This is a genomic window from Mycolicibacterium palauense (genome assembly GCF_002592005.1).
Lineage (GTDB): Bacteria > Actinomycetota > Actinomycetes > Mycobacteriales > Mycobacteriaceae > Mycobacterium > Mycobacterium palauense.
This window is the reverse complement of record NZ_NVQF01000035.1, coordinates 14519-35970: the sequence shown is the minus strand read 5'-3', so window position 1 is coordinate 35970 and position 21452 is coordinate 14519. Positions and strand designations below refer to the sequence as shown.

Annotated in this window: 19 protein-coding genes; 7 read left to right on the top strand and 12 right to left on the bottom strand. The window is 68.8% G+C overall.

The features are described from left to right. Positions 1 to 30 precede the first annotated feature (30 nt). The gene (locus CSR00_RS15460) at positions 31 to 393 is read right to left on the bottom strand and encodes a MerR family transcriptional regulator (RefSeq protein WP_099023320.1); all 363 of its coding nucleotides are present in this window, start codon (positions 391 to 393) and stop codon (positions 31 to 33) included. On the opposite strand from CSR00_RS15460, the gene CSR00_RS15455 reads away from it, so the two are divergent. Continuing rightward, the gene (locus CSR00_RS15455) at positions 307 to 1674 is read left to right on the top strand and encodes an MFS transporter (protein WP_328514716.1); all 1368 of its coding nucleotides are present in this window, start codon (positions 307 to 309) and stop codon (positions 1672 to 1674) included. The genes CSR00_RS15460 and CSR00_RS15455 overlap by 87 nt on opposite strands. A gap of 58 nt (positions 1675 to 1732) precedes the next feature. On the opposite strand, the gene CSR00_RS15450 is transcribed toward CSR00_RS15455, so the two are convergent. Further along, positions 1733 to 2380: a type II toxin-antitoxin system PemK/MazF family toxin gene (locus CSR00_RS15450; protein WP_245906068.1), complete on the bottom strand. Its 648-nt coding sequence runs from the start codon at positions 2378 to 2380 to the stop codon at positions 1733 to 1735. A gap of 116 nt (positions 2381 to 2496) precedes the next feature. Between CSR00_RS15450 and lepA the strand changes: the two genes are divergently transcribed. The 3 genes from lepA to CSR00_RS15435 all read left to right on the top strand — a co-directional run bounded on the left by lepA (position 2497) and on the right by CSR00_RS15435 (position 6462). Continuing rightward, on the top strand, positions 2497 to 4395 hold the full coding sequence (lepA, locus tag CSR00_RS15445) for a translation elongation factor 4 (RefSeq protein WP_099023296.1): 1899 nt from the start codon (positions 2497 to 2499) through the stop codon (positions 4393 to 4395). Between the two features lie 32 nt (positions 4396 to 4427). Next, on the top strand, positions 4428 to 5153 hold the full coding sequence (locus tag CSR00_RS15440; RefSeq protein ID WP_176562079.1) for a sensor domain-containing protein: 726 nt from the start codon (positions 4428 to 4430) through the stop codon (positions 5151 to 5153). Between the two features lie 133 nt (positions 5154 to 5286). Beyond that, a complete protein-coding gene (locus tag CSR00_RS15435; protein ID WP_176562078.1) occupies positions 5287 to 6462 on the top strand; it encodes a sensor domain-containing phosphodiesterase in 1176 nt (391 codons plus the stop codon). Positions 6463 to 6543: 81 nt separating this feature from the next. Here the strand turns inward: CSR00_RS15435 and CSR00_RS15430 are convergent, their stop codons facing one another. Beyond that, complete coding sequence (locus tag CSR00_RS15430) at positions 6544 to 8559, bottom strand: glycoside hydrolase family 15 protein (RefSeq protein WP_099023293.1); 2016 nt, start codon at positions 8557 to 8559, stop codon at positions 6544 to 6546. Positions 8560 to 8636: 77 nt separating this feature from the next. Further along, positions 8637 to 9794, bottom strand: coding sequence for an FAD-dependent oxidoreductase (locus tag CSR00_RS15425; protein ID WP_099023319.1), 1158 nt, complete (start codon positions 9792 to 9794; stop codon positions 8637 to 8639). A 101-nt stretch (positions 9795 to 9895) separates the two neighbouring features. Here CSR00_RS15425 and CSR00_RS15420 point away from each other — a divergent pair, with 101 nt between their 5' ends. Both CSR00_RS15420 and CSR00_RS15415 read left to right on the top strand, forming a co-directional pair. Further along, positions 9896 to 10099: a hypothetical protein gene (locus CSR00_RS15420; protein WP_099023292.1), complete on the top strand. Its 204-nt coding sequence runs from the start codon at positions 9896 to 9898 to the stop codon at positions 10097 to 10099. A 79-nt stretch (positions 10100 to 10178) separates the two neighbouring features. Beyond that, positions 10179 to 11180 carry a sulfate ABC transporter substrate-binding protein gene (locus CSR00_RS15415; RefSeq protein ID WP_407662453.1) on the top strand — a complete coding sequence of 334 codons (1002 nt, stop codon included), beginning with the start codon at positions 10179 to 10181 and terminating at the stop codon, positions 11178 to 11180. A 24-nt stretch (positions 11181 to 11204) separates the two neighbouring features. Here CSR00_RS15415 and CSR00_RS31270 read toward each other — a convergent pair whose 3' ends face one another. The 8 genes from CSR00_RS31270 to CSR00_RS15380 all read right to left on the bottom strand — a co-directional run bounded on the left by CSR00_RS31270 (position 11205) and on the right by CSR00_RS15380 (position 19901). After that, complete coding sequence (locus tag CSR00_RS31270; protein WP_281259723.1) at positions 11205 to 11816, bottom strand: PP2C family protein-serine/threonine phosphatase; 612 nt, start codon at positions 11814 to 11816, stop codon at positions 11205 to 11207. A 36-nt stretch (positions 11817 to 11852) separates the two neighbouring features. Then, positions 11853 to 13247 carry an MASE1 domain-containing protein gene (locus tag CSR00_RS15410; protein WP_245906066.1) on the bottom strand — a complete coding sequence of 465 codons (1395 nt, stop codon included), beginning with the start codon at positions 13245 to 13247 and terminating at the stop codon, positions 11853 to 11855. A 106-nt stretch (positions 13248 to 13353) separates the two neighbouring features. Then, entirely contained in the window at positions 13354 to 14577 is a 1224-nt protein-coding gene (locus CSR00_RS15405) for an SfnB family sulfur acquisition oxidoreductase (protein WP_099023290.1), read from the bottom strand. Continuing rightward, a complete protein-coding gene (gene sfnG, locus CSR00_RS15400; protein ID WP_099023289.1) occupies positions 14577 to 15689 on the bottom strand; it encodes a dimethylsulfone monooxygenase SfnG in 1113 nt (370 codons plus the stop codon). Before sfnG ends, CSR00_RS15405 begins: the two co-directional genes overlap by 1 nt. Positions 15690 to 15733: 44 nt before the next feature. Next, complete coding sequence (locus tag CSR00_RS15395) at positions 15734 to 17185, bottom strand: LLM class flavin-dependent oxidoreductase (RefSeq protein ID WP_099023288.1); 1452 nt, start codon at positions 17183 to 17185, stop codon at positions 15734 to 15736. Between the two features lie 33 nt (positions 17186 to 17218). Further along, positions 17219 to 18130 (bottom strand): MetQ/NlpA family ABC transporter substrate-binding protein, encoded by a 912-nt coding sequence (locus tag CSR00_RS15390; protein ID WP_099023287.1) that lies wholly within the window; start codon positions 18128 to 18130, stop codon positions 17219 to 17221. A gap of 14 nt (positions 18131 to 18144) precedes the next feature. Continuing rightward, positions 18145 to 18789, bottom strand: a complete 645-nt coding sequence (locus CSR00_RS15385; RefSeq protein ID WP_407662452.1) for a methionine ABC transporter permease — start codon at positions 18787 to 18789, stop codon at positions 18145 to 18147. 92 nt (positions 18790 to 18881) lie between these two features. After that, the gene (locus tag CSR00_RS15380; RefSeq protein ID WP_099023285.1) at positions 18882 to 19901 is read right to left on the bottom strand and encodes a methionine ABC transporter ATP-binding protein; all 1020 of its coding nucleotides are present in this window, start codon (positions 19899 to 19901) and stop codon (positions 18882 to 18884) included. A 208-nt stretch (positions 19902 to 20109) separates the two neighbouring features. Between CSR00_RS15380 and CSR00_RS15375 the strand changes: the two genes are divergently transcribed. After that, a complete protein-coding gene (locus CSR00_RS15375) occupies positions 20110 to 21255 on the top strand; it encodes an LLM class flavin-dependent oxidoreductase (RefSeq protein ID WP_099023284.1) in 1146 nt (381 codons plus the stop codon). Positions 21256 to 21452 lie beyond the last annotated feature (197 nt).

The window sequence follows — 21452 nt, the reverse complement described above, 5'->3', positions numbered from 1 at the left end:
AAGAGCGGTCGCGCCGGGCAGTTGCCGGGGTCACGCCAGTTTGCGGACCGCTTCGAGATAGTTGTCGATGGCGTCGCGGTTGCGGGCCAGGACCTCGATGCGCGTGGTCATCCGGTCGCGCTCGCGCTCCAGCGTCGTGAGCATTTCCGGAGTGGCGTCGGTGAAGTGGATCGTCCGGGGCTTGTCGAGGCAGGGCAGGATCTGCTTGATGATGCGGGTCGGCAGGCCGGCGTCGAGTAGACCGCGGATTTGGATGACTCGATCGACCAGGTAGTCGTCGTACTCCCGGTACCCGTTCGGCATCCGGTGCGGCACAAGGAGACCTTCCGTCTCGTAGTAGCGCAGTGCCCGCGTCGAGGTGTTGGTCAGCTCGGCGAGTTTCCCGATTCTCACCGTGATCGACCTCACTTCCCGCACCGCGTCGCCGCCTTGACCTTGACGTTAACGTCAACGATCGATGCTAGCGACGTGACACAAGCACAGCAAACGCCGAACGCGGAATCTGGATCCGAACGGCTCCCGCTTGCGGGTCTCCTCGCGTTGGGCACGGCGGGATTCATCACGATCATGACGGAAGCTCTTCCGGCGGGGATTCTGCCCGCCATGAGCCGCGATCTGGGTGTCACCGAGTCCGCGGCAGGCCAGACGGTGACGGTGTATGCGCTGGGATCGGCCCTGGCCGCCGTCCCGTTGACCGCGCTGACGATCGGCTGGCCCCGCCGCCGGCTGTTGTTGATCGCGGTGGGGGGCTTCTGTGTCGCCAACACCGTGACGGCGGTCTCGCCCAGCTACGTGCTCACGATGGGTGCGCGGTTGGTCGCCGGTGTCGTTGCCGGCCTGCTGTGGGCACTGCTGGCCGGCTACGCCCGGCGCATGGTCACCCCACAATTGCGGGGCAGGGCCATGGCGATCGCCATGGCCGGTACCCCGGTCGCGCTGTCGATCGGAGTACCGGCGGGCACCTACCTGGCCAACCTTGTGGGGTGGCGCTACACGTTCGGGATCATGACCCTGCTCACGGCGGCTCTGATCGTCGCGATCATCGCCACCGTGCCCCGCTTTCCCGGTACGACGCGCAGCGATCGACTGCCCGTGCACCGCGCCATCCGGATACCGGGCGTGGCCGCGGTGCTTGTCGTGACACTCACCTTCGTATTCGCACACAACATCCTCTACACCTATATCGCCCCATTCCTGGCCCCGATCGGGCTGGCCGAGCGGGTCGACTCCGTGCTGCTGGTATTCGGCGTGATGTCGCTGATGAGCATCTGGCTCACCGGAGCATTCATCGAAGGCCGCCTACGGTCGATGATGATCCTGAGCTGCACACTGTTCGCCCTGGCGGCCGGTGTCTTCGGGGTCTTCGGGGGTCAAACCTGGAGCGTGTACCTCGCAGCGGGTGTCTGGGGCCTGGCATTCGGTGGGGCGGCCACGCTACTGCAGACCGCGTCGGCCGAAGCCGCGGGACAGGCGGGTGACGTCGCGCAGTCGTTGGTGGTGACCTGCTGGAACATCGGCATCGCGGGGGGAGGAGTTGCCGGTGGGGTCCTGCTCAGCGCCGCGGGCCCGGGCGCACTGCCCTGGGCCGTCCTGGCGCTGGTGTTGCCGGCCCTGATCGTGACCGCATGCGCCCACCGGCACGGGTTCCCGGCAGCGGCTCGACAGCGCCAATGAGCGTTCTCCCATTGCAGGGATCTCCCGGCCGTCGATGGCGTTGCTCCGGCCCGGTGCGTCAGCTCCAGGAGTACTCGGTGCGCAGCCGCGCGGCCACCACGTCGAACGTCGAGCGCTCCAGGATGGCCCCTTCGCGGCGGATGCCCTCCTCGGGAACGTCGAGTACCCGGTCCAGGCGCACCCAACTGGGCCGGCCCTCGTAGTCCCACGGGCCCGTCCCGATGGCGATCCAGTCCGCGTCGTCGCTGTGGTACTGCTGGCTGGAGAGCATCAGGCCCAGCAGGGTCTGCCGGTCGCGGCCCACGACCAGCACGGGGCGGTCCTTGCCGCGGGTGGGGTCGTCCTCGTAGACCACCCAGGTCCACACGATCTCGCCGGGGTCCGCGCGGCCGTCCAGGTCGGGGGAGTAGGCGATTCGGCGGGCCCGGTGGGCGGTGGGCGCGCTGTTGTCGGTCACCGGGCGTCCCGCGGTGATCGCGACCCGTTGCGGTGCGGTGTTGGCGGCGATGACCTCAAGTCCGATCCTGATCCCCTGCTGAAGGCCCTGCTGCAGCCCCTGCTGCAGGTTGTGCTGGATCGTGCGCTGCATGGCCTGCGGGTTCTGGAGCTGGCGCAGGACCTTCGGGCCCTGGGTGACCACCTGGGTCCTCACAAAGCCCTCGGCGTTCTTCGCGAACTTCTGAAACGTCCGCCACTGCGACGTCATGGAGGCCAGCATAGGCGAGCCCGCGGGGGTGCGGCGGGAGCCGGGATGGGCGCTGGATTGCCGCACGATTGTGGTCTGGGGGCGCCCGGTCGATACTCTGGACGGGCCCACCAGGGATGTTTGACGGCGCCCCGCGCCCTGTCCGCCAGGAGATTCCCATCAGCAGTTTCGCCGACAAGACCTTCACCGCGCCGGCGCAGATTCGGAACTTCTGCATCATCGCCCACATCGACCACGGCAAGTCGACGCTGGCCGACCGGATGCTGCAGCTGACCGGTGTGGTCGACGAGCGGTCCATGCGCGCCCAGTACCTCGACCGGATGGACATCGAGCGCGAACGCGGCATCACCATTAAGGCCCAGAACGTCCGGCTGCCCTGGACGGTCACGGGCCCCGGCGGTGAGGAACAGTACGTCCTGCATCTCATCGACACCCCGGGCCACGTGGACTTCACCTACGAGGTGTCCCGCGCGCTGGAGGCCTGCGAGGGCGCGGTGCTGCTGGTCGACGCCGCCCAGGGCATCGAGGCGCAGACCCTGGCCAATCTCTACCTGGCGCTGGACCGCGACCTGGTGATCATCCCGGTCCTGAACAAGATCGACCTGCCCGCCGCCGACCCGGACCGCTACGCCGAGGAGATCGCCCACATCATCGGGTGCGAACCCTCCGACGTGCTGCGGGTGTCGGGCAAGACCGGCGCCGGTGTCGCCGAGCTGCTCGACGAGGTGGTCCGCCAGGTCCCGCCACCGCAGGGCGACGCCGAGGCCCCGGCGCGGGCGATGATCTTCGACTCGGTCTACGACATCTACCGCGGCGTGGTGACCTACGTCCGGGTCGTCGACGGCAAGATCGTGCCCCGCGAGCGGATCAAGATGATGTCCACCGGCGCCACCCACGAGCTGCTCGAGGTCGGCATCGTCTCACCGGAACCGAAGGCCACCGAGGGCCTCGGCGTCGGCGAGGTGGGCTACCTGATCACCGGGGTCAAGGACGTCCGGCAGTCGAAGGTCGGTGACACCGTCACCACCGCCCGCCACGGAGCCGAGCAGGCGCTCACCGGGTACCGCGAACCGAAGCCGATGGTGTACTCGGGCCTGTATCCCGTGGACGGGTCGGACTATCCGGACCTGCGCGACGCGCTGGACAAACTGCAGCTCAACGATGCCGCGTTGACCTACGAGCCCGAGACGTCGGTGGCGTTGGGGTTCGGCTTCCGGTGCGGGTTCCTGGGGCTGCTGCACATGGAGATCACCCGCGAACGCCTGGAGCGGGAATTCAATCTCGACCTGATCTCCACCTCGCCCAACGTCGTGTACCGGGTGATCAAGGACGACGGCACCGAACTGACGGTGACCAACCCCTCGGACTGGCCCGACGGCAAGATCGGCACGGTGTTCGAGCCGGTGGTCAAGACCACGGTGATCGCGCCCAGCGAGTTCATCGGCACCATCATGGAGCTGTGCCAGTCGCGGCGCGGCGAACTCGGCGGCATGGACTACCTGTCCCCGGAACGGGTCGAGCTGCGCTACACCCTGCCGCTCGGCGAGATCATCTTCGACTTCTTCGATTCGCTGAAGTCACGCACCCGCGGCTACGCCAGCCTCGACTACGAGGAGGCCGGGGAACAGGAAGCCCAGCTGGTCAAGGTCGACATCCTGCTGCAGGGCGAGGCCGTCGACGCGTTCAGCGCGATCGTGCACAAGGACGCGGCCGCCGAGTACGGGCACCGGATGACCACCAAGCTCAAGGAGCTCATCCCGCGCCAGCAGTTCGAGGTGCCGGTGCAGGCCGCGATCGGCTCGAAGATCATCGCGCGGGAGAACATCCGCGCGATCCGCAAGGACGTGCTGTCCAAGTGCTACGGCGGCGACATCACCCGCAAGCGCAAGCTGCTGGAGAAGCAGAAGGAGGGCAAGAAGCGGATGAAGACGATCGGCCGCGTCGACGTGCCCCAGGAAGCGTTCGTCGCCGCGTTGTCCACCGACGCGGGCGGGGACAAGTCCTCCAAGAAGTGACCCGGCGGGCGACGGTGAGCAGGACCACGACGGTGACAGGGACGTCACGGACGACACAGACGACACGGGCACTGTGGGTGGTGGCCGGACTGGCGGTGCTGGCGGTCCTGGCCGGTTGCGCGCGGACCACCGACGGCTCGGTCAGCGTCACCAGGACGGCCGATCAGACCAGCGTGCCGGTGCAGCCGGAGAAGATCGACAGCCCGCTCACGGCTTATCTGCTCGACGCCGCCGAGGTCAACCGCATCCTGAACGCCACCGGGATGACCCTGGTCGGGGCGGCCAACGCGATGGCCGACGAGTACACCGCCACCACCCGACCGGAGTGCCTGGGCGCCCTGCTCAACGGGGCGGAGTCGGTCTACGACGGCACCGGTTGGACCGATGTCGTCGATCAGGTGTTCGCCGAGCCGGAGGCCAACAGCGCGCACTGGGCCGAGCAGACCATCGTGGCCTTCGAATCCCGTGAGCGCGCCAGCGATTTCTATCAGTCCTCCGTGCAGCAGTGGACCAACTGCATCGGCGAGGAGGTGGTGGTCACCGACGGCGAGTCCGACTTCAGCTGGCGGTTGGAGGGCATCACGGTGGCCGACGGCATCGTCAGCCAGACCGCCAGCCAGACCGACAGCGGTGGGTGGCAGTGCCGGCACGCCCTGACCGCGGTGTCGAGCTATGTGGTCGAGGCCGCGACGTGCGGCAGCCCCGCGGGCCCCGAGGCGGCCGACCTGGCCCGCAGCATCGCCGAGCGCATCGAATAGCCGCCGCCGCGGGTGCGCGGCCCGACCCGTCTCGGTGTGCCGGCCGATTTGCTGGCCGCTGACCGACACGCCCGGTAACGTTCGTTGTCATTCGGTGGCCGTCGCCGGGCGGGCCAGGAGGGGAGCCGGGGCGTTGAGTGCTGACGAGCGTCTCGCGCGAGACCTGTCGGCCGCGTTGGACGACGGCGCGGTGCGCCCGTTCTTCCAGCCGATCGTGTCCCTGGACGACGGGCACATCCTGGGTCTGGAGGTCCTCGCCCGCTGGTCGGACCCCGTGCACGGGCAGGTCGACCCGGCCCGGTTCATCCCGATCGCAGACCGTTTCGGCCTGCTCGATCGGCTGCTGGACCACCTGATGTGCACCGCATTCGTGGCCGCCCGCACGTGGCCGCACAACCTGTTCCTCGGATTCAATGTCTCTCCCACCCAACTGCATGACGAGCAGTTGGCGGCCAGGGTCGCCAGGGCGGCAAGCGAGTTTGCCTTCCCGCTGAGCCGCGTCCACATCGAGGTGACGGAGTCGGGGTTCATCGACGACCTGACCGAATCGCGGCGAACGCTGGAGCGGCTGCTGAATCTGGGCTGCATGATCGCCATGGACGATTTCGGCACCGGCTATTCGAGCCTGACCTGGCTCAGCACCCTGCCCTTCTCCAAGATCAAGATCGACGCGAGCTTCGTGCTGGCCATGACCGAGCACCGGCAGAGCCGCAAGATCGTGGCGGCGGTGATCGGCCTGGGGCACAGCCTGGGCCAGGCCGTGGTGGCCGAGGGCGTCGAGAGCCCGGCCCAAGCCGAGTTGCTCAGGCGGATGGGCTGCAGGCTCGCGCAGGGTTACCTGTTCGGCCGGCCCTCCCCGGCGGCCGAGGTGGCGCAGCTGCTGGGGAAGGATCCCTCGTCGCGGGTCAGCGTCGCCCCCGCGACGCCGATGTCCCCCGAAACCCGCACCCGCCAGTTGTCGGAGCGCTACCGGACGGACAAGACACCGATCGCCTTCGTCGATCCCAGCGGCACGGTGGTGGCGGCCAGTCCCGCGTTCGCGCAGATGATGGCCCCCCGCGACGCCGTCGCCACCGGCCGGCACATCTGGGAACTGATGGCCGTCACCCCCGCGACGTTCGCCGAGCTACGCGCGATCGACCTGCTCGGCGAACCCTTTCCCGCACTGGAGGAAACGACACCCGGCGGGGTGCGTGCCCTGATCATGCTCCGCGCGGTCAGAACCGAGGACGGCGAGCTGCTGGGCTACTTGATCATGTGCACGCCGGCGGCGGAACCGGAGGCCGCGACCGCCGTGCAGATCGACTGATGCCGACACTGCAACTTGTGACGCGAAACCCCAGGGCGGGGTGTCACAACGTGCAGCCTCGGCGCGCCGTCGAAGGGCCCGTCACATCGGGGCGTTGGCGGGCTGGAAAACCCCCGAGCTGTCGGCCTCGTCCTCCGCGCGGATGACGTGCACGACGGCGTTGATCAGCGCCAGGTGGGTGAACGCCTGCGGGAAGTTGCCCAGGTGGCGTCCGGTGCGCGCCTCGATCTCCTCGGCGTAGAGGTGCAGCGGGCTGGCAAAGGACAGCAGCCGCTCGCACAGGTGCCGGGCCCGGTGGATCTCGCCGATCTCGACCAGCGCCGAGACCAGCCAGAACGAACAGATGGTGAAGGTGCCCTCCTCGCCGGCGAGCCCGTCGTCGGTCTCCTCCACCCGGTAGCGCAGCACCAGGCCGTCCTCGGTGAGCTCGTCGGCGATCGCCATCACCGTCGCGCGGATCCGCGGGTCGTCGGGCGGCAGGAACCGTGTCAGCACCGCCAGCAGCAGGGAGGCGTCCAGCGCGTCGTCGCCGTAGCGCTGGGTGAGCACTCCGCGGGCGTCGACGCCGTTCTTGAGGATGTCGGCCTTGATCTCCTCGGCGGCCGCGCGCCACTGCTGGGCGTAGCTCTTCTCGCCCTGCAGCTCGGCCAGCTTGGAGCCGCGGTCCAGCGCCACCCAGCACATGATCTTGCTGGAGGTGAAGTGCTGCGGTTCGCCGCGCACCTCCCAGATGCCGCGATCGGGTTCGCGCCAGTGTTTGAGGGCCTCCTCGACCTGGTTCTTCAACACCGGCCACAACGTCTCGGGGATCTGCTCGCGGGACTTGGCGTGCAGATACACCGAGTCGAGCATGGTGCCCCAGATGTCGTGCTGCATCTGGTTGTAGGCGCCGTTGCCGATGCGCACCGGCCGGGCGCCGTCGTAGCCGGAGAGGTGGTTGAGTTCCTCCTCGACGAGGCTGCGTTCGCCGCCGACGCCGTACATCACCTGCAGCGGGTGCCGTTCACCGTTGTTGGCGCCGGACACGTCGGCGATGAAGGCGAAGAAGTCGTCGGCCTCGCGGTCCAGGCCCAGTGTGTAGAGGCCCCACAGCGCGAACGTCGAGTCGCGGACCCAGGCGTAGCGGTAGTCCCAGTTGCGTTCCCCGTGCGGGGTCTCCGGCAGCGAGGTGGTGCTGGCGGCCAGCAGGGCCCCGGTCGGGGAATAGGTCAGCCCCTTCAGCGTCAGCGCGCTGCGCTGGAGGTAGGAGCGCCACGGGTGATCGGGGAAGTCGCCGATGTTGATCCACTGGCGCCAGCATTCGCTGGTCTTCCACATCTTGTCGGCGGCTTCCTCGTAGGTCTGCGGCGCCGGATGCTTGGACCAGTTCAGCGCCACGAAGACGTTGTCGCCCTCGGTCAGCCGCGTCCGGGCGCGCGCCTCGTGACCCTCCAGGCCCAGCCGCAGGTTGGTGGTCAGCCGCAGTGTGGGGTGCGCGTCGGGGTTGCGGCTGGCCCGCGCGATGGCCTCGCCGTAGGCCTGCGCCGAGTACTCCCAGGTGGCCGGGACGCGGTGGTAGTCGAAGGAGGGTTCGCAGTTCATCACCAGTTCGACGGTGCCGCTCACGCAGCGCACCGTGCGCAGCAGGATGTGTTCGGCGTCCCAGTCCATCGGGGTGCGCCGGTGGGTGCGCGACCGCGAGTCGATGTCGTGCCACGGGCCCATCACCAGCGCCTCCCGCACGATCAGCCAGCCGGTGTGGGTCTGCCAGGTGGTCTCCAGGATCAGGCTGCCGGGCAGGTAGCGGCGCGCGGCGGGCACCGAGACGCCGTACGGGCCGATCCGGAAGTGCCCGGCGCCGCGGTCCAGCAGCGCACCGAAGACGCTGGGCGAGTCGGGGCGCGGCACGCACAGCCACTCCACCGATCCGCTGGAGGACACCAGACAGGTGGTCTCGCAGTCGGAGAGGAAACCGTAGTCGGCGATCGGCGGGAACGGGTTGCGCAGCAGCGGCCCGGAGGGCGCGTAGGTGACCGGTGCGGTGGCCGCGAGCGACGGTGGGGACTCCCCGGGCCCGGCCAGCTGGACGGCGGGCCGGTCGTCGGCGTCTGTCGTCATTCGCCCATCATGGGTCGCCGACACCGTCGCCGTCTACTCGTGGCGCGGCGTGGGCCCGGGCTGTTGCCGTGTCGAGATCAGCGGCGGGCGTAGTCGGGGACGTGCTCGGGAAGCGGGCCGATGGCCACCCCGTAGGCGATCACCCTGCGCAACGCCGAAATCCGGTTGACCACCCCCATGGCCGCCGGTGGGCGGTCGCCGGCCAGGGCCGCCACCAGGACCCGGTCGTGGACGAAACGTTGCACCCGTTGAATCAGCGCCGCCGGCACCCAGCGGCGCACCTGCACCGCCATCAGGTGGCGTTCGGTGACCCGGCCCGACTTCAGCGGCCCGGCCAGGATCCGCGCGGCGGCCACGGCGTCGGCCACCGCGAGGTTGATGCCCACACCGCCCACCGGAGACATCGCGTGGGCGGCGTCACCGATGAGCAGCATCCCGCACACCGACCACCGGCGCAGCCGGTTCAGTTGGACGTCGAGCAGCTTGACGTCGTCGAACGATTCCAGGTGGTCGACCCGCCCGGCCAGCCACGGCACCAGCCGGGCCAGCTGCCGGCGCAGCGAGTCGATGCCCTCGGCGCGCATGCCCGCGTCGCCGCCCTTCTCGATGAGGTAGGCGATCTGGTAGTAGTCGCCGCGGTCGATGATCGCCACGCCGTGGCCGTCCTCGAACTTGCCGTTGAGCCCGGACGGGTCGCCCTCGCCGCGGGGCAACCGGAACCACTCCACGTCGATGGGGGTGCCGAACCGCCGCGGGGACAGCCCGGCGGCGTCGCGCAGCGTCGACGAGCGTCCGTCGCAGGCGACCGTCAGCAGTGCCCGCATCCGTCGCTCGGTGCCCGTGGCGTCGCGGTAGCGCACACCGGCCACGCAGCCGCCCTCGTAGAGCGGGCCGAGCACCTCGGTGCTGCGCAACAGCGTGAAACTCGGTTCGGCCTCGGCGGCGTCGGCGAGCATCTCCAGAAAGTCCCACTGGGGCACCAGGGCGATGTGCCGGTGCGCGCCGGGCAGGTGGTCGAGGTCCAGCGACACCGCGGTGCCCTGGACGTTCAGCACGACGCTGTCGATGAGGCGGTGCGGGATCTTCTCGAAGGTCTCGGCCAGGCCCAGCTCGTCGAGAAGCCGCAGCGTACTGGCGTGCACGGTGTCCCCGCGGAAATCGCGCAGGAAGTCGGCGTGCTTCTCCATGACGGTCACGTCGACACCGGCGCGTGCCAGCAGCAGCCCGAGCATCATGCCTGCGGGACCGCCGCCGGCGATCAGGCAGGTGGTGCCCGTTTCGACCGCCGGTTGCCCCGTTCTGGGTTCGGCCACTCCATGATCGTAGGGTGTAGGCAATGGACGGGGTGCTGAGCTGGTGGGACGGCGTCGAACTGTGGCTTTCGGGCCTGGGTTTCGTGGCGCAGACCGTCGTGGTGATGCCGGTGGTGCTGCTGCTGGCCTGGGGGCTGGCGCTGCTGCTGGACGTGTTGCTGGGCATGACGATTCGGTTGTTCAACCGCGTGCTCGGGCGGCGCGGGGCCGGTGGGGTGCGCTCGTGAACAAGATGCCCCGCTCCCGGGTGACCCTGGCGCTGGTGTTGTTGCTGGTGCTCGTCGTGGTGATGTGGCTGCTGACGCGTTGACCGGTGCTGGCCGACTGGCGGCGGCTGTGATCCTGCTCGCGGCGGTGCTGTCCGCCTGCGGCGGCGGGGAGGCCGACGGCCCCGCGGTGGACACCAGGCTGGCCCTGGTGGCCTACGCGGTGCCCGAGCCGGGCTGGAGCGCGATCATCCCCGCGTTCGAGGCCACTGCCGCGGGCGAGGGGGTGGCCGTCACCGCCTCCTACGGCGCCTCCGCGCAGCAGTCCCGCGCCGTTGTCGACGGCAAACCCGCCGACCTGGTGAACCTGTCCGCCGAACCCGACATCACCCGTCTGGTCCGCGCCGAGAAGGTCGCCGCCGACTGGGACGCCGGGGTCACCCGCGGTGTCCCGTTCGGGTCGGTGGTCGTCCTCGTCGTCCGCGCGGGCAACCCGAAGAACATCAGGGACTGGGACGACCTGCTGCGGCCGGGCCTGGAGGTGGTCTCACCCAGCCCGCTGAGCTCCGGGTCGGCCAAGTGGAACCTGCTGGCGCCCTACGCCGCCAAGAGCGATGGTGGCGCGAACCCGCAGGCGGGACTGGACTACGTGGCCAAGCTGGTCGGCGCGCACATCAAGACCCGCCCCGCGTCGGCGCGGGAGGCCACCGAGGAGTTCCTGCGGGGCACCGGCGACGTGTTGTTGAGCTACGAGAACGAGGCCATCGACGTTGAGCGCCAAGGCAAGCCGGTGCAGCACGTCATCCCGGCGCAGACGGTGCGGATCGAGAACCCGGTCGCGGTGCTCACCACGAGCAGGCATCAGAAGCAGGCCACCGCGTTGAAGAACTTCCTCTTCACACCGCAGGCGCAGCGGCTGTGGGCCGAGGCCGGGTTCCGGCCGGTCGACCCGTCGGTGGCCGAGCGGTTCGCCGAGCGGTTCCCGGCGCCGCGCACACTGTGGACCATCGCGGATCTGGGCGGCTGGGATGTCGTCGACCCGGCACTGTTCGACCCGGACAACGGCAGCATCACCACCATCTACAAACAGGCCACCCGGTAGCGGCGACCGGCCGTCGCCGGGTGGTCACGCCATGCCGACGGCCTCATGGCCGCCGGCCTCCCGACCGGCCTCGTGAGAATTGCCGTTGACCCTGCTCGCCAAGGGATTCCGCCCGAGCACCACCGCGGTGACGTCGTCGCGCTCGACGGCACCGTCGGCGTTGCCGCACAACGCATCCAGGACCGCCTGCGGATCGCCGCAGTGCTGACGCACACACGCCGAGACCGCGTCGTGCAGCTGCTCGACGCTGCCTCCCCACAGGTCCATCACGCCGTCACTGACCAGCAGCACCGCGTCGCCGGGCTCCAGAGTGCCGCGCATCTCCTGCCATCCGTGCCCCAACCCCATCGGCATGTCCTCGGACGCGACACGCTCAACCCGCGTGCCGCAGCCGCGGACGATGAAGTGCAGGCCGTGGCCGGCGTCGGTGTAGCCGTACTCGCCCGAGGCCAGGTCCACCTGCAGATAGGCCAGTGTGACGAACGCGCTGCTGCGGTGCAGATCGCCCTCGAGCACCCCGGCCGCCTTCGCCACCGCCTCGGCCGGGCTCATCTCGGGGGTATTGGCGCGAAGTGCGGCCCTGGCCGCCGCCGCCAGCATGCCCGCCGCCACGCCCTTGCCCATCACGTCCCCCAGGCTGAGAACCGCGAGGGAGTCGCTGATCCGCAGGTCTTAGAAGTCCCCGCCCACCTGGCTGGCCGGCACCGAGAGCGCGGCCGCGCTCCACCCGGGGGCGTGGGGAATCTCCCAGGGCAGCAGGGCGCGGGCCATCTCCGCGGCCCGCTCCAGTTCCTCCTGCTCGAGACGGCGTGCCCGGGCCGCTTCGGTGATGTCGTGGAACTGCAGCGCGAGGACCCGGTCCTGGCCCGGACGGGAGATGAGGGTGATGCTGATGTAGAGGATCCGCCCCCGGCCGGTGGTGACGGTGACCAGGGCGTTGGTGTCGGTGAGGTCGTTGGCCTCGGTGCAGACGGCCTGCGCGGCCCGCTCACCGAGCAGGTCGCGAAGACGGACCTTCCCCTCGTTGAGCTCCGGCAGGATGGCCGCCGCGGAGGGATTGCTGCGCAGGACGTACCAGCCGTCGTCCTGCCTGCGGATGATCAGCTTTCCCGCCACCGAGTTGTCGAAGATCTTGCGGAACAGGTCCTGGCTGTCGTGCAGCCGCTGGGCGGTGTCGCGCTCGTGTCCCATCGACAGCGAGAGCGCGAGGAACACGATGACCATCGACAGTTCGAAGATCTGCAGGACGATGCTGCCGGTCTCCGGGTTGAGCCGTGGGAAGGCGAACGGCCCGCCGCCGTAGGCGCTGCCGTAGGAGGCGATCACCGCGATGGCCAGCATCTGGACCAGCAGCAGCCGCGTCGAAAGTCTGGTGGCCGCCCACACCAGGGGGACGAAGGGCAGGAAGGCCAGCGGGAGTCGGCCGTTGATCACGAACACGAACACGGCGACCGCCAGCGAAGCGGTGATCTGCAGGAGTGTCTCGACCGTGCCGGCCTGCCGCGGCCGCCGCGGAAGGTGCATGAACAGCGGCGCCAGCAGAATCATCCCGGCGCCGTGTTTGGGTGCCGCGGTGACCAGCCGGGTCCAGGCGCCGGCCGGGTCGCCGACGGCCAGGGCGGCCCCGGACGAGAGCAGGGCGTAGACGACCGAAGCCACGGCGATCGCCAGCAGCAGCCGAACGATGTCGCGTGGGGCGGCCAGTGACGGCAGCACGTCGCGTCGGCCCCGCAGGATCACCGTCCCGATGATCATCTCGATCGCCGTGGACAGCGACAGCAGTGCCGACAACGGCGCGCCGCGTCCGGCCCAGACGGCGATCACGATGGTGATGACGGCGACGGCGGTGGCCAGCGGCCACACGTAGCGCCGCGGATACCGCAGGCCCAGCCCCAGCGCGACACCGGCCGCGGGCCACCATGCCGAGGTGGTCAGCGCCGCCGGCTGGGTCACCAGGGAGAACCACCCGATGGTCAGCACCGCCAGCAACGAGCCCCCGATGAACGCGATGTGACCCGCCCGCGACCGCACGCGTGTGGGTGCGGTCGCGGGCGGGACGGGACTCACCGGTCAACTATGACACCGCCGACGCGGGTCGGGGCGCCACTGACGGGAATTGCGTTCGACCGTGGGAGGCACTTGCCGGTCCGGCGGTGATCCGCCCGTTCAGGGATCAGATGACGCCGTGCAGGGGCGGCGGTGTGCCGTGCAGCACCGCGCGCCCGATGTGCTGGTACTTCCATCGGATCGGATCGTGCAGGGTGTGTGTCCGGGCATTGCGCCAGAAGTGATCGAGGTTTGCCTCCGGCGCCGCACTTCTGGTCCCGCACACCTCGAACAGGGCGCTGCTGACGTCGGTGGCGGCCCTGTCGGCCAACACCTTGGCGGTTGCCACCGCGATCGATGCGTGCGCAGACGTGCGCGGCCGAACCACCGCCCCGCCGGACATCGTGGCATCGACCGCGGAACCCGCCACGGCGACCGCCGCCTCGGCGGCGCCGAGCGCCACCGAGAGCTCACCGATCCGCTGGATCAGCAGCGGGTCGTCCGCAGCGCGTGTCACCTGCGCCTCGAACCACGGTCGGCTGCGCTCCTGCACGAACGCGACGGCGGCGTTGAGGGCTCCCCGCGCGATCCCGGCGTCGATGGCGGCGTGCAGCAACTGGGCGAACGCACCGTAGCCGGTGGGTGCGTTCACCGCGGCGGAGCGGGCCACGAGCTGGTCCGGCGCGACGGCGACGCCGTCGAAGGCGATGGTGCCGCTGGCCGTCGTGCGCTGCCCCAGGGCGTCCCAGTCGTCGGCGATCCGCACACCGGGGGTGTCGGCGGGCAGGAAGGCGACATATTCCCCGGCGGGCAGGCCGCTGACCCCGCCCGGATCATCGAGTCGGGTGAGCACGGCGAGCAGGTCGGCGAACAGCGCGCCGGTGCAGTAGTACTTGACCCCGTCGATGCGGAACCGCCCCTCGGTGGGGCGCAGTGTCGTACCGATGTCGGCGATCGTGGCGCCGCCCCGTTCGGACTGTGCGTTGGCGATCCGGGCTCCCCGCAGCACTTCGCCGAAGTAGCGGTTCAGCTGCTCCGGGGCTCCGGCGAGCCGGAGCAGATTCAGGTAGACGAAGTGGCTGTGTGGGATCTGCGCGATGTTGGGGTCGGCGGCGGCCAGGATGCGCACCACGTCGGCGACGACACTCGGCGGTAGGTCCGCGCCGCCGAAAGCGGCGGGCACGGTCATCGCCAGGAGACCACTCGCCGCGACCAGGTCGATCTGACGATAAGGCAGTTCGCGGCGCCGGTCTCGATCGGCGGCCCCGGCGGCGAACTCCACGGCCAGCTCCTCGGCAGTGGACACCGCGGTCTCGGCGGAGAGAACCGGACAGACGTCGGCGACGGTCATCAGGCCACCGCCACCGGTCGCGTCTGCGACTCGAGCTCGCGCACCAACGGCAGCACCCGCGCTCCGAAGTACTCGATCTCCTCCTGGAAGTGCAGAAAGCCGGCCAGGATGAGGTCGACACCGCGTTGCCGGTAGGCGACGATGCGTTCGGCGATCTGCTCGGGAGTCCCGATCAGCTTGGTGCGGAACCCGTCGTTGTACTGGACGAGGTCGTCGAAGGTCGAGTCGGCCCACATGCCTCGCCGGTCCCGGGTCGATGCGCCGGCTTGCCGCACAGCGTCCCGAAAACCCTCGACGGCGGGCCGGTCGGCCTTGGCGATGATCTCCCGCAGCGTGTCGCGAGCCTCCTTCTCGGTGTCGCGGGCGATGATGAAGCCGTTCAGGCCGAACTTCACCTCCCGGCCGTGTTCTCTTGCGACGCCACGAACGTCGGTCAGCTGCTCGGTGACGCCGTCGAAATCTTTGCCGTTGGAGAAGTACCAGTCGGCGAACCTGCCACCGTTGCGACGAGCCGCAGAGGAGTTTCCGCCCTGGAAGAGTTCGGGATTGGGCCTGTCGGCGGTGTTCAGCGGCTTGGGTTTGAGGGAGAAGTCCCGGATTCGATAGAAGTCGCCGCCGTAGTCGACGTTGTCCTCGGTCCAGATCTTGCGTATGACCTCCAGGAACTCAGCGCTGCGCCGATAGCGCTCGTCGTGCTCCAGCCACGGTTCTCCCAGCGCGGTGAATTCACCTGCGAACCAGCCCGATACGACGTTGATCGCGAAACGCCCGTTGGACAGGTGGTCGGCGGTGGCACCGAACTTGGCAAGCACGGCGGGATGCCACAGACCGGGGTGGACGGCGGCGATCACCTTGAGTCGCTCGGTGGCGCCGAGCAGCGCCAAGCTGAACGACGTCGACTCGTGCTGATACTCCGCGCCGTAGGAGGCCATGTAGCGGACCTGCGTCAGTGCGTAGTCGAACCCGTTGTTCTCGGCGGTGCGGGCAAGTCTACGGTTGTAGTCGAAATCCCAACTCGTGCGCTGAGTGATCGTGCTCGTCACCAGGCCGCCGCTGACATTGGGCACCCAGTAGGCGAATTGGACATGTTCGGCGATGTTTTCGGTGGTCACGATTGTCTCCTTGTCGTCAGTGCGTCGTCGTCAGTGCGTTGTCGTCAGTGCGCGCGGGTCGGCTGGGCGAAGGTGGACACCGCCGAGGGCGGCGGTGTCGGGGGGCGGTCGGTGATGGTCGATCCGGGTCCTCCGACGCGGTAGCGCGCGCCGCGGTGGCTGTCTGCCAGCCGGTCTCCCCGGCCGAGTAGCTTGTTGCGCAGAGTGCCCGGTGTGTAGGCGGATTGGTAGGCGCCCCGCGTGGTGAGCACGGGAACGACGTGGTCGATGAAGTCGGCGAACGTTCCGGGGCTCACCGCGTACGCGAGATTGAATCCGTCGACATCGGTCTCGTCGACCCACTGCTGAAGCGTGTCGGCGACGTGGACACCGGATCCCACGATGCGCGGCCCCATTCCACCGATCTCGCCCCATTCGGCGATGTCGCGAACCGCCCAGGCCCGGCCGTCGGGGTCGGCGGACTGGAACGCGGCGACGGCGGAGAGGATGGCGTTGGAGTCGACGTTGCCGATCGGCTCGTCGAGTCCGTAGCGGGCGAGGTCGATTCCCATCCACCCGGACATGAACACCAGTGCTCCTTCGGGGTCGCCGTAGGCCAGGTACTCGGCGTGCTTGGCCTGCGCCTCTTCGTCGCTGCCGGCGGTGATCACCGTGGTGAGATTGAAGATCAGCGCCGAGTACGGGTCTCGCCCGGCCAGCTCGAGTTCCCGGCGGATTGCCGAGACCGTCTCGCGCAGTATGGCCTTGGTCGGGGCAGCGGTGAAGATCGCCTCGGCGTTCTGGGCGGCGAACCGCACGCCCCGAGGCGAGGAGCCGGCCTGGTAGATCACCGGGGTACGTTGCGGTGACGGCTCGCACAGATGCACCCCGGGCACGGCGAAGTGCTTTCCGCGGTGACCGATGTGGTGCACTTTCGAGGCCTCGGTGAAGACTCCCCGCTCGCGGTCGCGTACGACGGCACCGTCCTCCCAGGAGCCTTCCCACAGCTTGTAGAGCACCTCGAGGTATTCGTCGGCGTGATCGTAGCGCGCATCGTGCGCAAGCTGATCGGTCTGGCCCATGTTCCGGGCGGCGGCGGGCAGGTAGCCGGTGACCACGTTCCAGCCGATCCGTCCGCGGGTCAGGTGATCCAGTGTCGACATCCGTCGCGCGAAGGGATAGGGGTGCTCGAACCCGGTTCCCGTGGTGACACCGAAGCCCAGGTGGTCGGTTACCAGGGCCATCGCCGAGATGGGTAGTAGGGGATCGTTGACCGGGATCTGAGCGGCCTGCCGGATGGCCGCCTCGTCACTGCCGCCGAACACGTCGTAGGTGCCGAGCACATCGGCGAGGAACAGCCCGTCGAATCGGCCACGCTCCAGGAGTTTCGCCAACTCCGTCCAGTAGTGCAGATCCTTGTACCGCCACGACTGATCCCGCGGATGACGCCACAGCCCCGGCGACTGGTGGGCGACACAGTTCATGTCGAAGGCATTGAAGCGGATGATGCGGGTCATCGGCCGAATCCTCCTTTGGAGCTCGGTGGGGTTCTACCGCGTCGGCTGAAGCGGCAGCAGGACGTTCTTGACGGCGGGGTCGGAGGCGAGAAATCGCTGGACGTCAGGGTCGCGGAAGGCCGCGACCAGCCTCTTGATGTTGTCGGCGTCGGCCCAGCGACTTCCGACGGTCAGTTGGCCGGCGAACTCGTCCGGGGGTGGCGGCGCGAAGATCTGCTGGCGCAGTGGAACATTGGCCGCGAGGTAGTACTCGGTGTATCCGACGGCCGCGTCGAGATCGGGCAGCGAACGGGACTGGGCCGCGAAGTCGAGGAGGGTGAACCGCAGGTTCTTCGGATTGGCGACGATGTCGCGTTGGGTGGCAGACCACTTGTCGACGCTGGGGTCGAGCGTGATCAGGCCCGCCCGCTCCAGCAGCCACAGGCCCTGAGCCTCGTTGGCGGGATCCGAGTACAGCGAGACGGTGGCGCCCTGGGGCAGCTGTGCGGGATCGGAATATCTGGACGACCAAATGCCGAAGCCCCAGCGGAACACCGGCGTTGCGGCCTGCTCGTGGAAGTCGGGGTTGGCCTGCAGGACCTGCGCGAGCCACAGCTTGTGTTGGTAGATCGTGCCCGCGACCTCGCCGTCGCTGACGGCCCGGTTGATGGTGTTGCTGTCGGACAGCCCACGGAAGGCGACCTTGATTCCGTGGCGCGGAGCGACCTCGGCGGCGACGTACTCGATCAGTGCCTGTTCGGCGGCGTTGCCTTCGTTGGTCGCGACCACCAGCGTCGCCCCCGGAATCTCGTTGGCGGACCGGGTGTCGGCGAACATCGTGAAGCGTATGAGCACGGCGGCGCCCGCGATGACCGCGAGGGTAGGCAGGATCCAGATCCAGCGACGGCGATGCCTGAGTTCGAACCCAGGTTGGCCATGCTGAGTGGTGGTGGGTGTCGTTGTCATGGTGAGCCTTTCGATCAGTTGGCGGTTGCGCGGCGCGGTGACCCAGCCACGGCGAGACGACCGGGACGGCGGTGTGGGGTTGTGATCCGGACGAGCGCGTCGCCGATCAGCTGGACAGCCGCGACGGTGAGAATGAGGAGCACGATGGTGGCGAGCATCACGGTCTGATCGAACCGTTGATAGCCGTACGTCACGGCGACGTAGCCGATCCCGCCCGCGCCGATGGTGCCCGCGATCGCCGAGTATTCGATCATCGCGATCGTGTTGATGGTCAGCCCGCCGAGGATCGAAGGCAGAGCCTCGCTGAGCTGGGCGGACCGGATGACCTGCAGACGTGAACCGCCGGATGCACGCGCGACCTGGACCACCGAGTTGGGCACGGAGCGAAGGGAGTTCTCCACGATCCGGGTGAAGAAGGCGATTCCCGCGATGGACATCGGCACCACCGCCGCCGCGATCCCGATGTTGGTACCTGTGACGAGCCTGGTGAACGGCATGATGGCGGCCATCAGGATCAAGAACGGCAGCGACCGGCCGACGCTGACCATCCAGCTCACCGGCACGTGCAGCCCGCGGTTCTCGAACAATCCGTCGGGCGCCAGATTGTGCACGATCGCGCCGAGCGGGACGCCGACGGCGACGACGACGGCCATCACGATCCCGACCATCAGCAACGTGTCCAGCAGTGCCGGAAGCAGAAGACCGGGAAGCTGTTTCGCTGGGACGGTGGTAACGGCGAGCAGTGACTGATTCACGCGACTCCCCGCAGTGCGCTGCCGTTCACCGGAGACCGGTCCAGCGGGCGCGCGGACAGCCCGTAATGCGCCAGCACGTCGACGGCCCTGGAGGTGGCCTCGGCGGGGACGCCGATGGTGGCGTTGCCGACGGTGGTGCCGTCGACCACCTGTACCGACGCGCCCAGCAGCGACAACGCGGCACCCAGATCCAGCGACGCCCGACCGATCCAGTCCGGCGGCACATCCGAAGAGCGGTAGACGACCCGCCAGAGACGTTGGCCGGGGCGCGCTTCGGCCGCCGGTGCGGCCGGCAGCAATGCTCCGCCGAGCGAGGAGTCCGGGTCGGTCAGCAGATCCACCAATCGGCCCGACTCGATGATCCTGCCGTGCTCCAGTCTGGCGACCGAGTCGGCGACCCGCAGGACGGTGTCCATCTCGTGGGTGATGAACACGATGGACAGGTCGAGATCGTCGCGCAGCCGGCCCAGCAGGTCCACCACCGAGGCGGTGGCGGCCGGATCGAGGCCGGAGGTGGCCTCATCGGACAACAGCACCGACGGACGAAGCGCGAGGGCGCGGGCAATGCCCACCCGCTGACGTTGCCCACCGGACAGTTGAAATGGATAGTGGCCGGCACGCTCGGACAGGCCGACCTGGTCGAGCAGTTCGCCGACCCGCCGGCGGGTGGCCGCCGCGGTGACTCCCAGGTACTCCAGAGGCAACGCGACATTCTCCGCTGCGGTGCGGCGCTCCAGTAGTCCCGCGGACTGGAAAACGGTACCGATACGGCGGCGCGCCGTTCGCAGCCCGCGCTGCGACAACGTGGTCAGGTCTTCACCGTTGACCACGACGGACCCCGAGGTCGGTGGCGTGAGCAGGTTGACGCACTGGGCGAGAGTGCTCTTACCGGCACCACTGGGACCAACGACGGCGAGGGTCTCTCCGGTGCCGACGCGGAACGTGATTCGGTCGAGCACCACGGTTTTCCGGGCGCCTTCGCCGTACGCCTTGGTGAGGTTGTCCAGTTCGATCATTGATTCGCTGTGGTCTTCCGTGAGTCGGCTCTGGTGTGCCGGGTAGGTGCGTCGCCGAGATCGTGACAGATGCCGCACGCGGCTCGACACCTTTGCGATCAGGATGATTTGAGCCCCGTGGCCTATTGCGCGCACGACGATTCCAACCCGTGCCCGATGCCCGGAGTTCGGCGAGCATGGAGGCTCGGACGTAAGGAGAACAATCCGGATGACGCTGTCTTTTCACTGGTTTCTGCCGACCTATGGCGACTCGAGAGGGCTGATGGCCGGCGGGCACGGGTCAGCCATGGCCGGGGACCGGCCCGCGACGTTGCGCTACCTCAATCAGATTGCCGCCGCCGCCGAGGACAACGGCTTCGACGCCGTTCTGACGCCCACCGGTGCGTGGTGCGAGGATGCCTGGCTCACGACCGCCATGCTGGTGGAGACGACCGACACGCTGAAGTTCCTGGTGGCTTTGCGGCCCGGACTGATCAGTCCGATGCTGGCCGCCCAGATGGCCGCCACTTTTCAGCGCCATTCCGGGGGTCGTCTGTTGCTCAACGTGGTCACCGGCGGGGAGGCCCATGAGCAACGGGCCTACGGTGACTTCCTGGACAAGGAACAGCGATACGCCCGCACGGCGGAGTTCCTGCACGTCGTGCGTGAGCTGTGGACATCGGATGTACCCGTCAGCTTCGCCGGCGAGCACGTCCGCGTCGAGCAGGCCGGCCTCGGCCACCGCCCCGACCCGGTGCCGCCGGTCTACTTCGGAGGCTCGTCGCCGGCGGCCGGTCCGGTGGCGGCCCGCTTCGCTGACACCTACCTGACCTGGGGTGAACCGCCGACCGCGGTAGCCAGGAAACTGGATTGGGTTCGTGGCCTGGCGGTCGACCACGGACGGATCCTGTCCTACGGTCTGCGGATCCACGTCATCACCAGGGACACCTCGGAGGAAGCCTGGGCCGTGGCCGACCGCCTCCTCGCGGCGCTCGATCCGCGTGACGTCGAACGGGTCCAGGCCGATCTGGCCCGCAGCGAGTCCGAGGGGCAGCGACGGATGGCCGAACTACACGGGGGAAGCACCGAACGACTGGAGATCACCCCCAATCTGTGGGCGGGGGTCGGCCTGGTGCGGGGCGGGGCCGGGACCGCGCTGGTCGGGTCGCATCGCGAGGTCGCGGATCGCATCATCGAATACTCCCGCCTCGGTGTCACGCACTTCATCCTGAGCGGTTATCCGCACCTCGAGGAGGCGTACTGGTTCGGCGAGGGTGTCCTGCCGATCCTGCAGCGCAAGGGGTTCGTCGGGTCCACGAGTCGGCGCCCCGGTTTCACGGCGGCCACGCCTTTCGCGGCGGCAGCTGCGGGATGATATCGAGGAGGCCAGTGGCTCAGCGGCACAGTGTGATTCGGTATTGTCCGCGCGCCGATGCTAGGCTCCCTGCATGCGTATCGGTCCCGGTCCGGGTGAGGCCATCGGCCACGAGCGTTGTTGTCGCGGATCTGGCCGCGACTGACGCACTCCGGGTTTCCTGTCGGTGGAGAGCTTCTCGGCGCGGCGCACGTCTC

Coding starts and splice junctions, on each gene's coding strand:
- CSR00_RS15450 (WP_245906068.1), bottom strand. CDS start 2,380: ATGACGTCGCAGTGGCGGACGTTTCAGAAGTTCGCGAAGAACGCCGAG.
- lepA (WP_099023296.1), top strand. CDS start 2,497: ATGTTTGACGGCGCCCCGCGCCCTGTCCGCCAGGAGATTCCCATCAGC.
- CSR00_RS15430 (WP_099023293.1), bottom strand. CDS start 8,559: ATGACGACAGACGCCGACGACCGGCCCGCCGTCCAGCTGGCCGGGCCC.
- CSR00_RS15425 (WP_099023319.1), bottom strand. CDS start 9,794: ATGATGCTCGGGCTGCTGCTGGCACGCGCCGGTGTCGACGTGACCGTC.
- CSR00_RS15420 (WP_099023292.1), top strand. CDS start 9,896: ATGGACGGGGTGCTGAGCTGGTGGGACGGCGTCGAACTGTGGCTTTCG.
- CSR00_RS15405 (WP_099023290.1), bottom strand. CDS start 14,577: ATGACCGTCGCCGACGTCTGTCCGGTTCTCTCCGCCGAGACCGCGGTG.
- CSR00_RS15395 (WP_099023288.1), bottom strand. CDS start 17,185: ATGACCCGCATCATCCGCTTCAATGCCTTCGACATGAACTGTGTCGCC.
- CSR00_RS15390 (WP_099023287.1), bottom strand. CDS start 18,130: ATGACAACGACACCCACCACCACTCAGCATGGCCAACCTGGGTTCGAA.
- CSR00_RS15380 (WP_099023285.1), bottom strand. CDS start 19,901: ATGATCGAACTGGACAACCTCACCAAGGCGTACGGCGAAGGCGCCCGG.
- CSR00_RS15375 (WP_099023284.1), top strand. CDS start 20,110: ATGACGCTGTCTTTTCACTGGTTTCTGCCGACCTATGGCGACTCGAGA.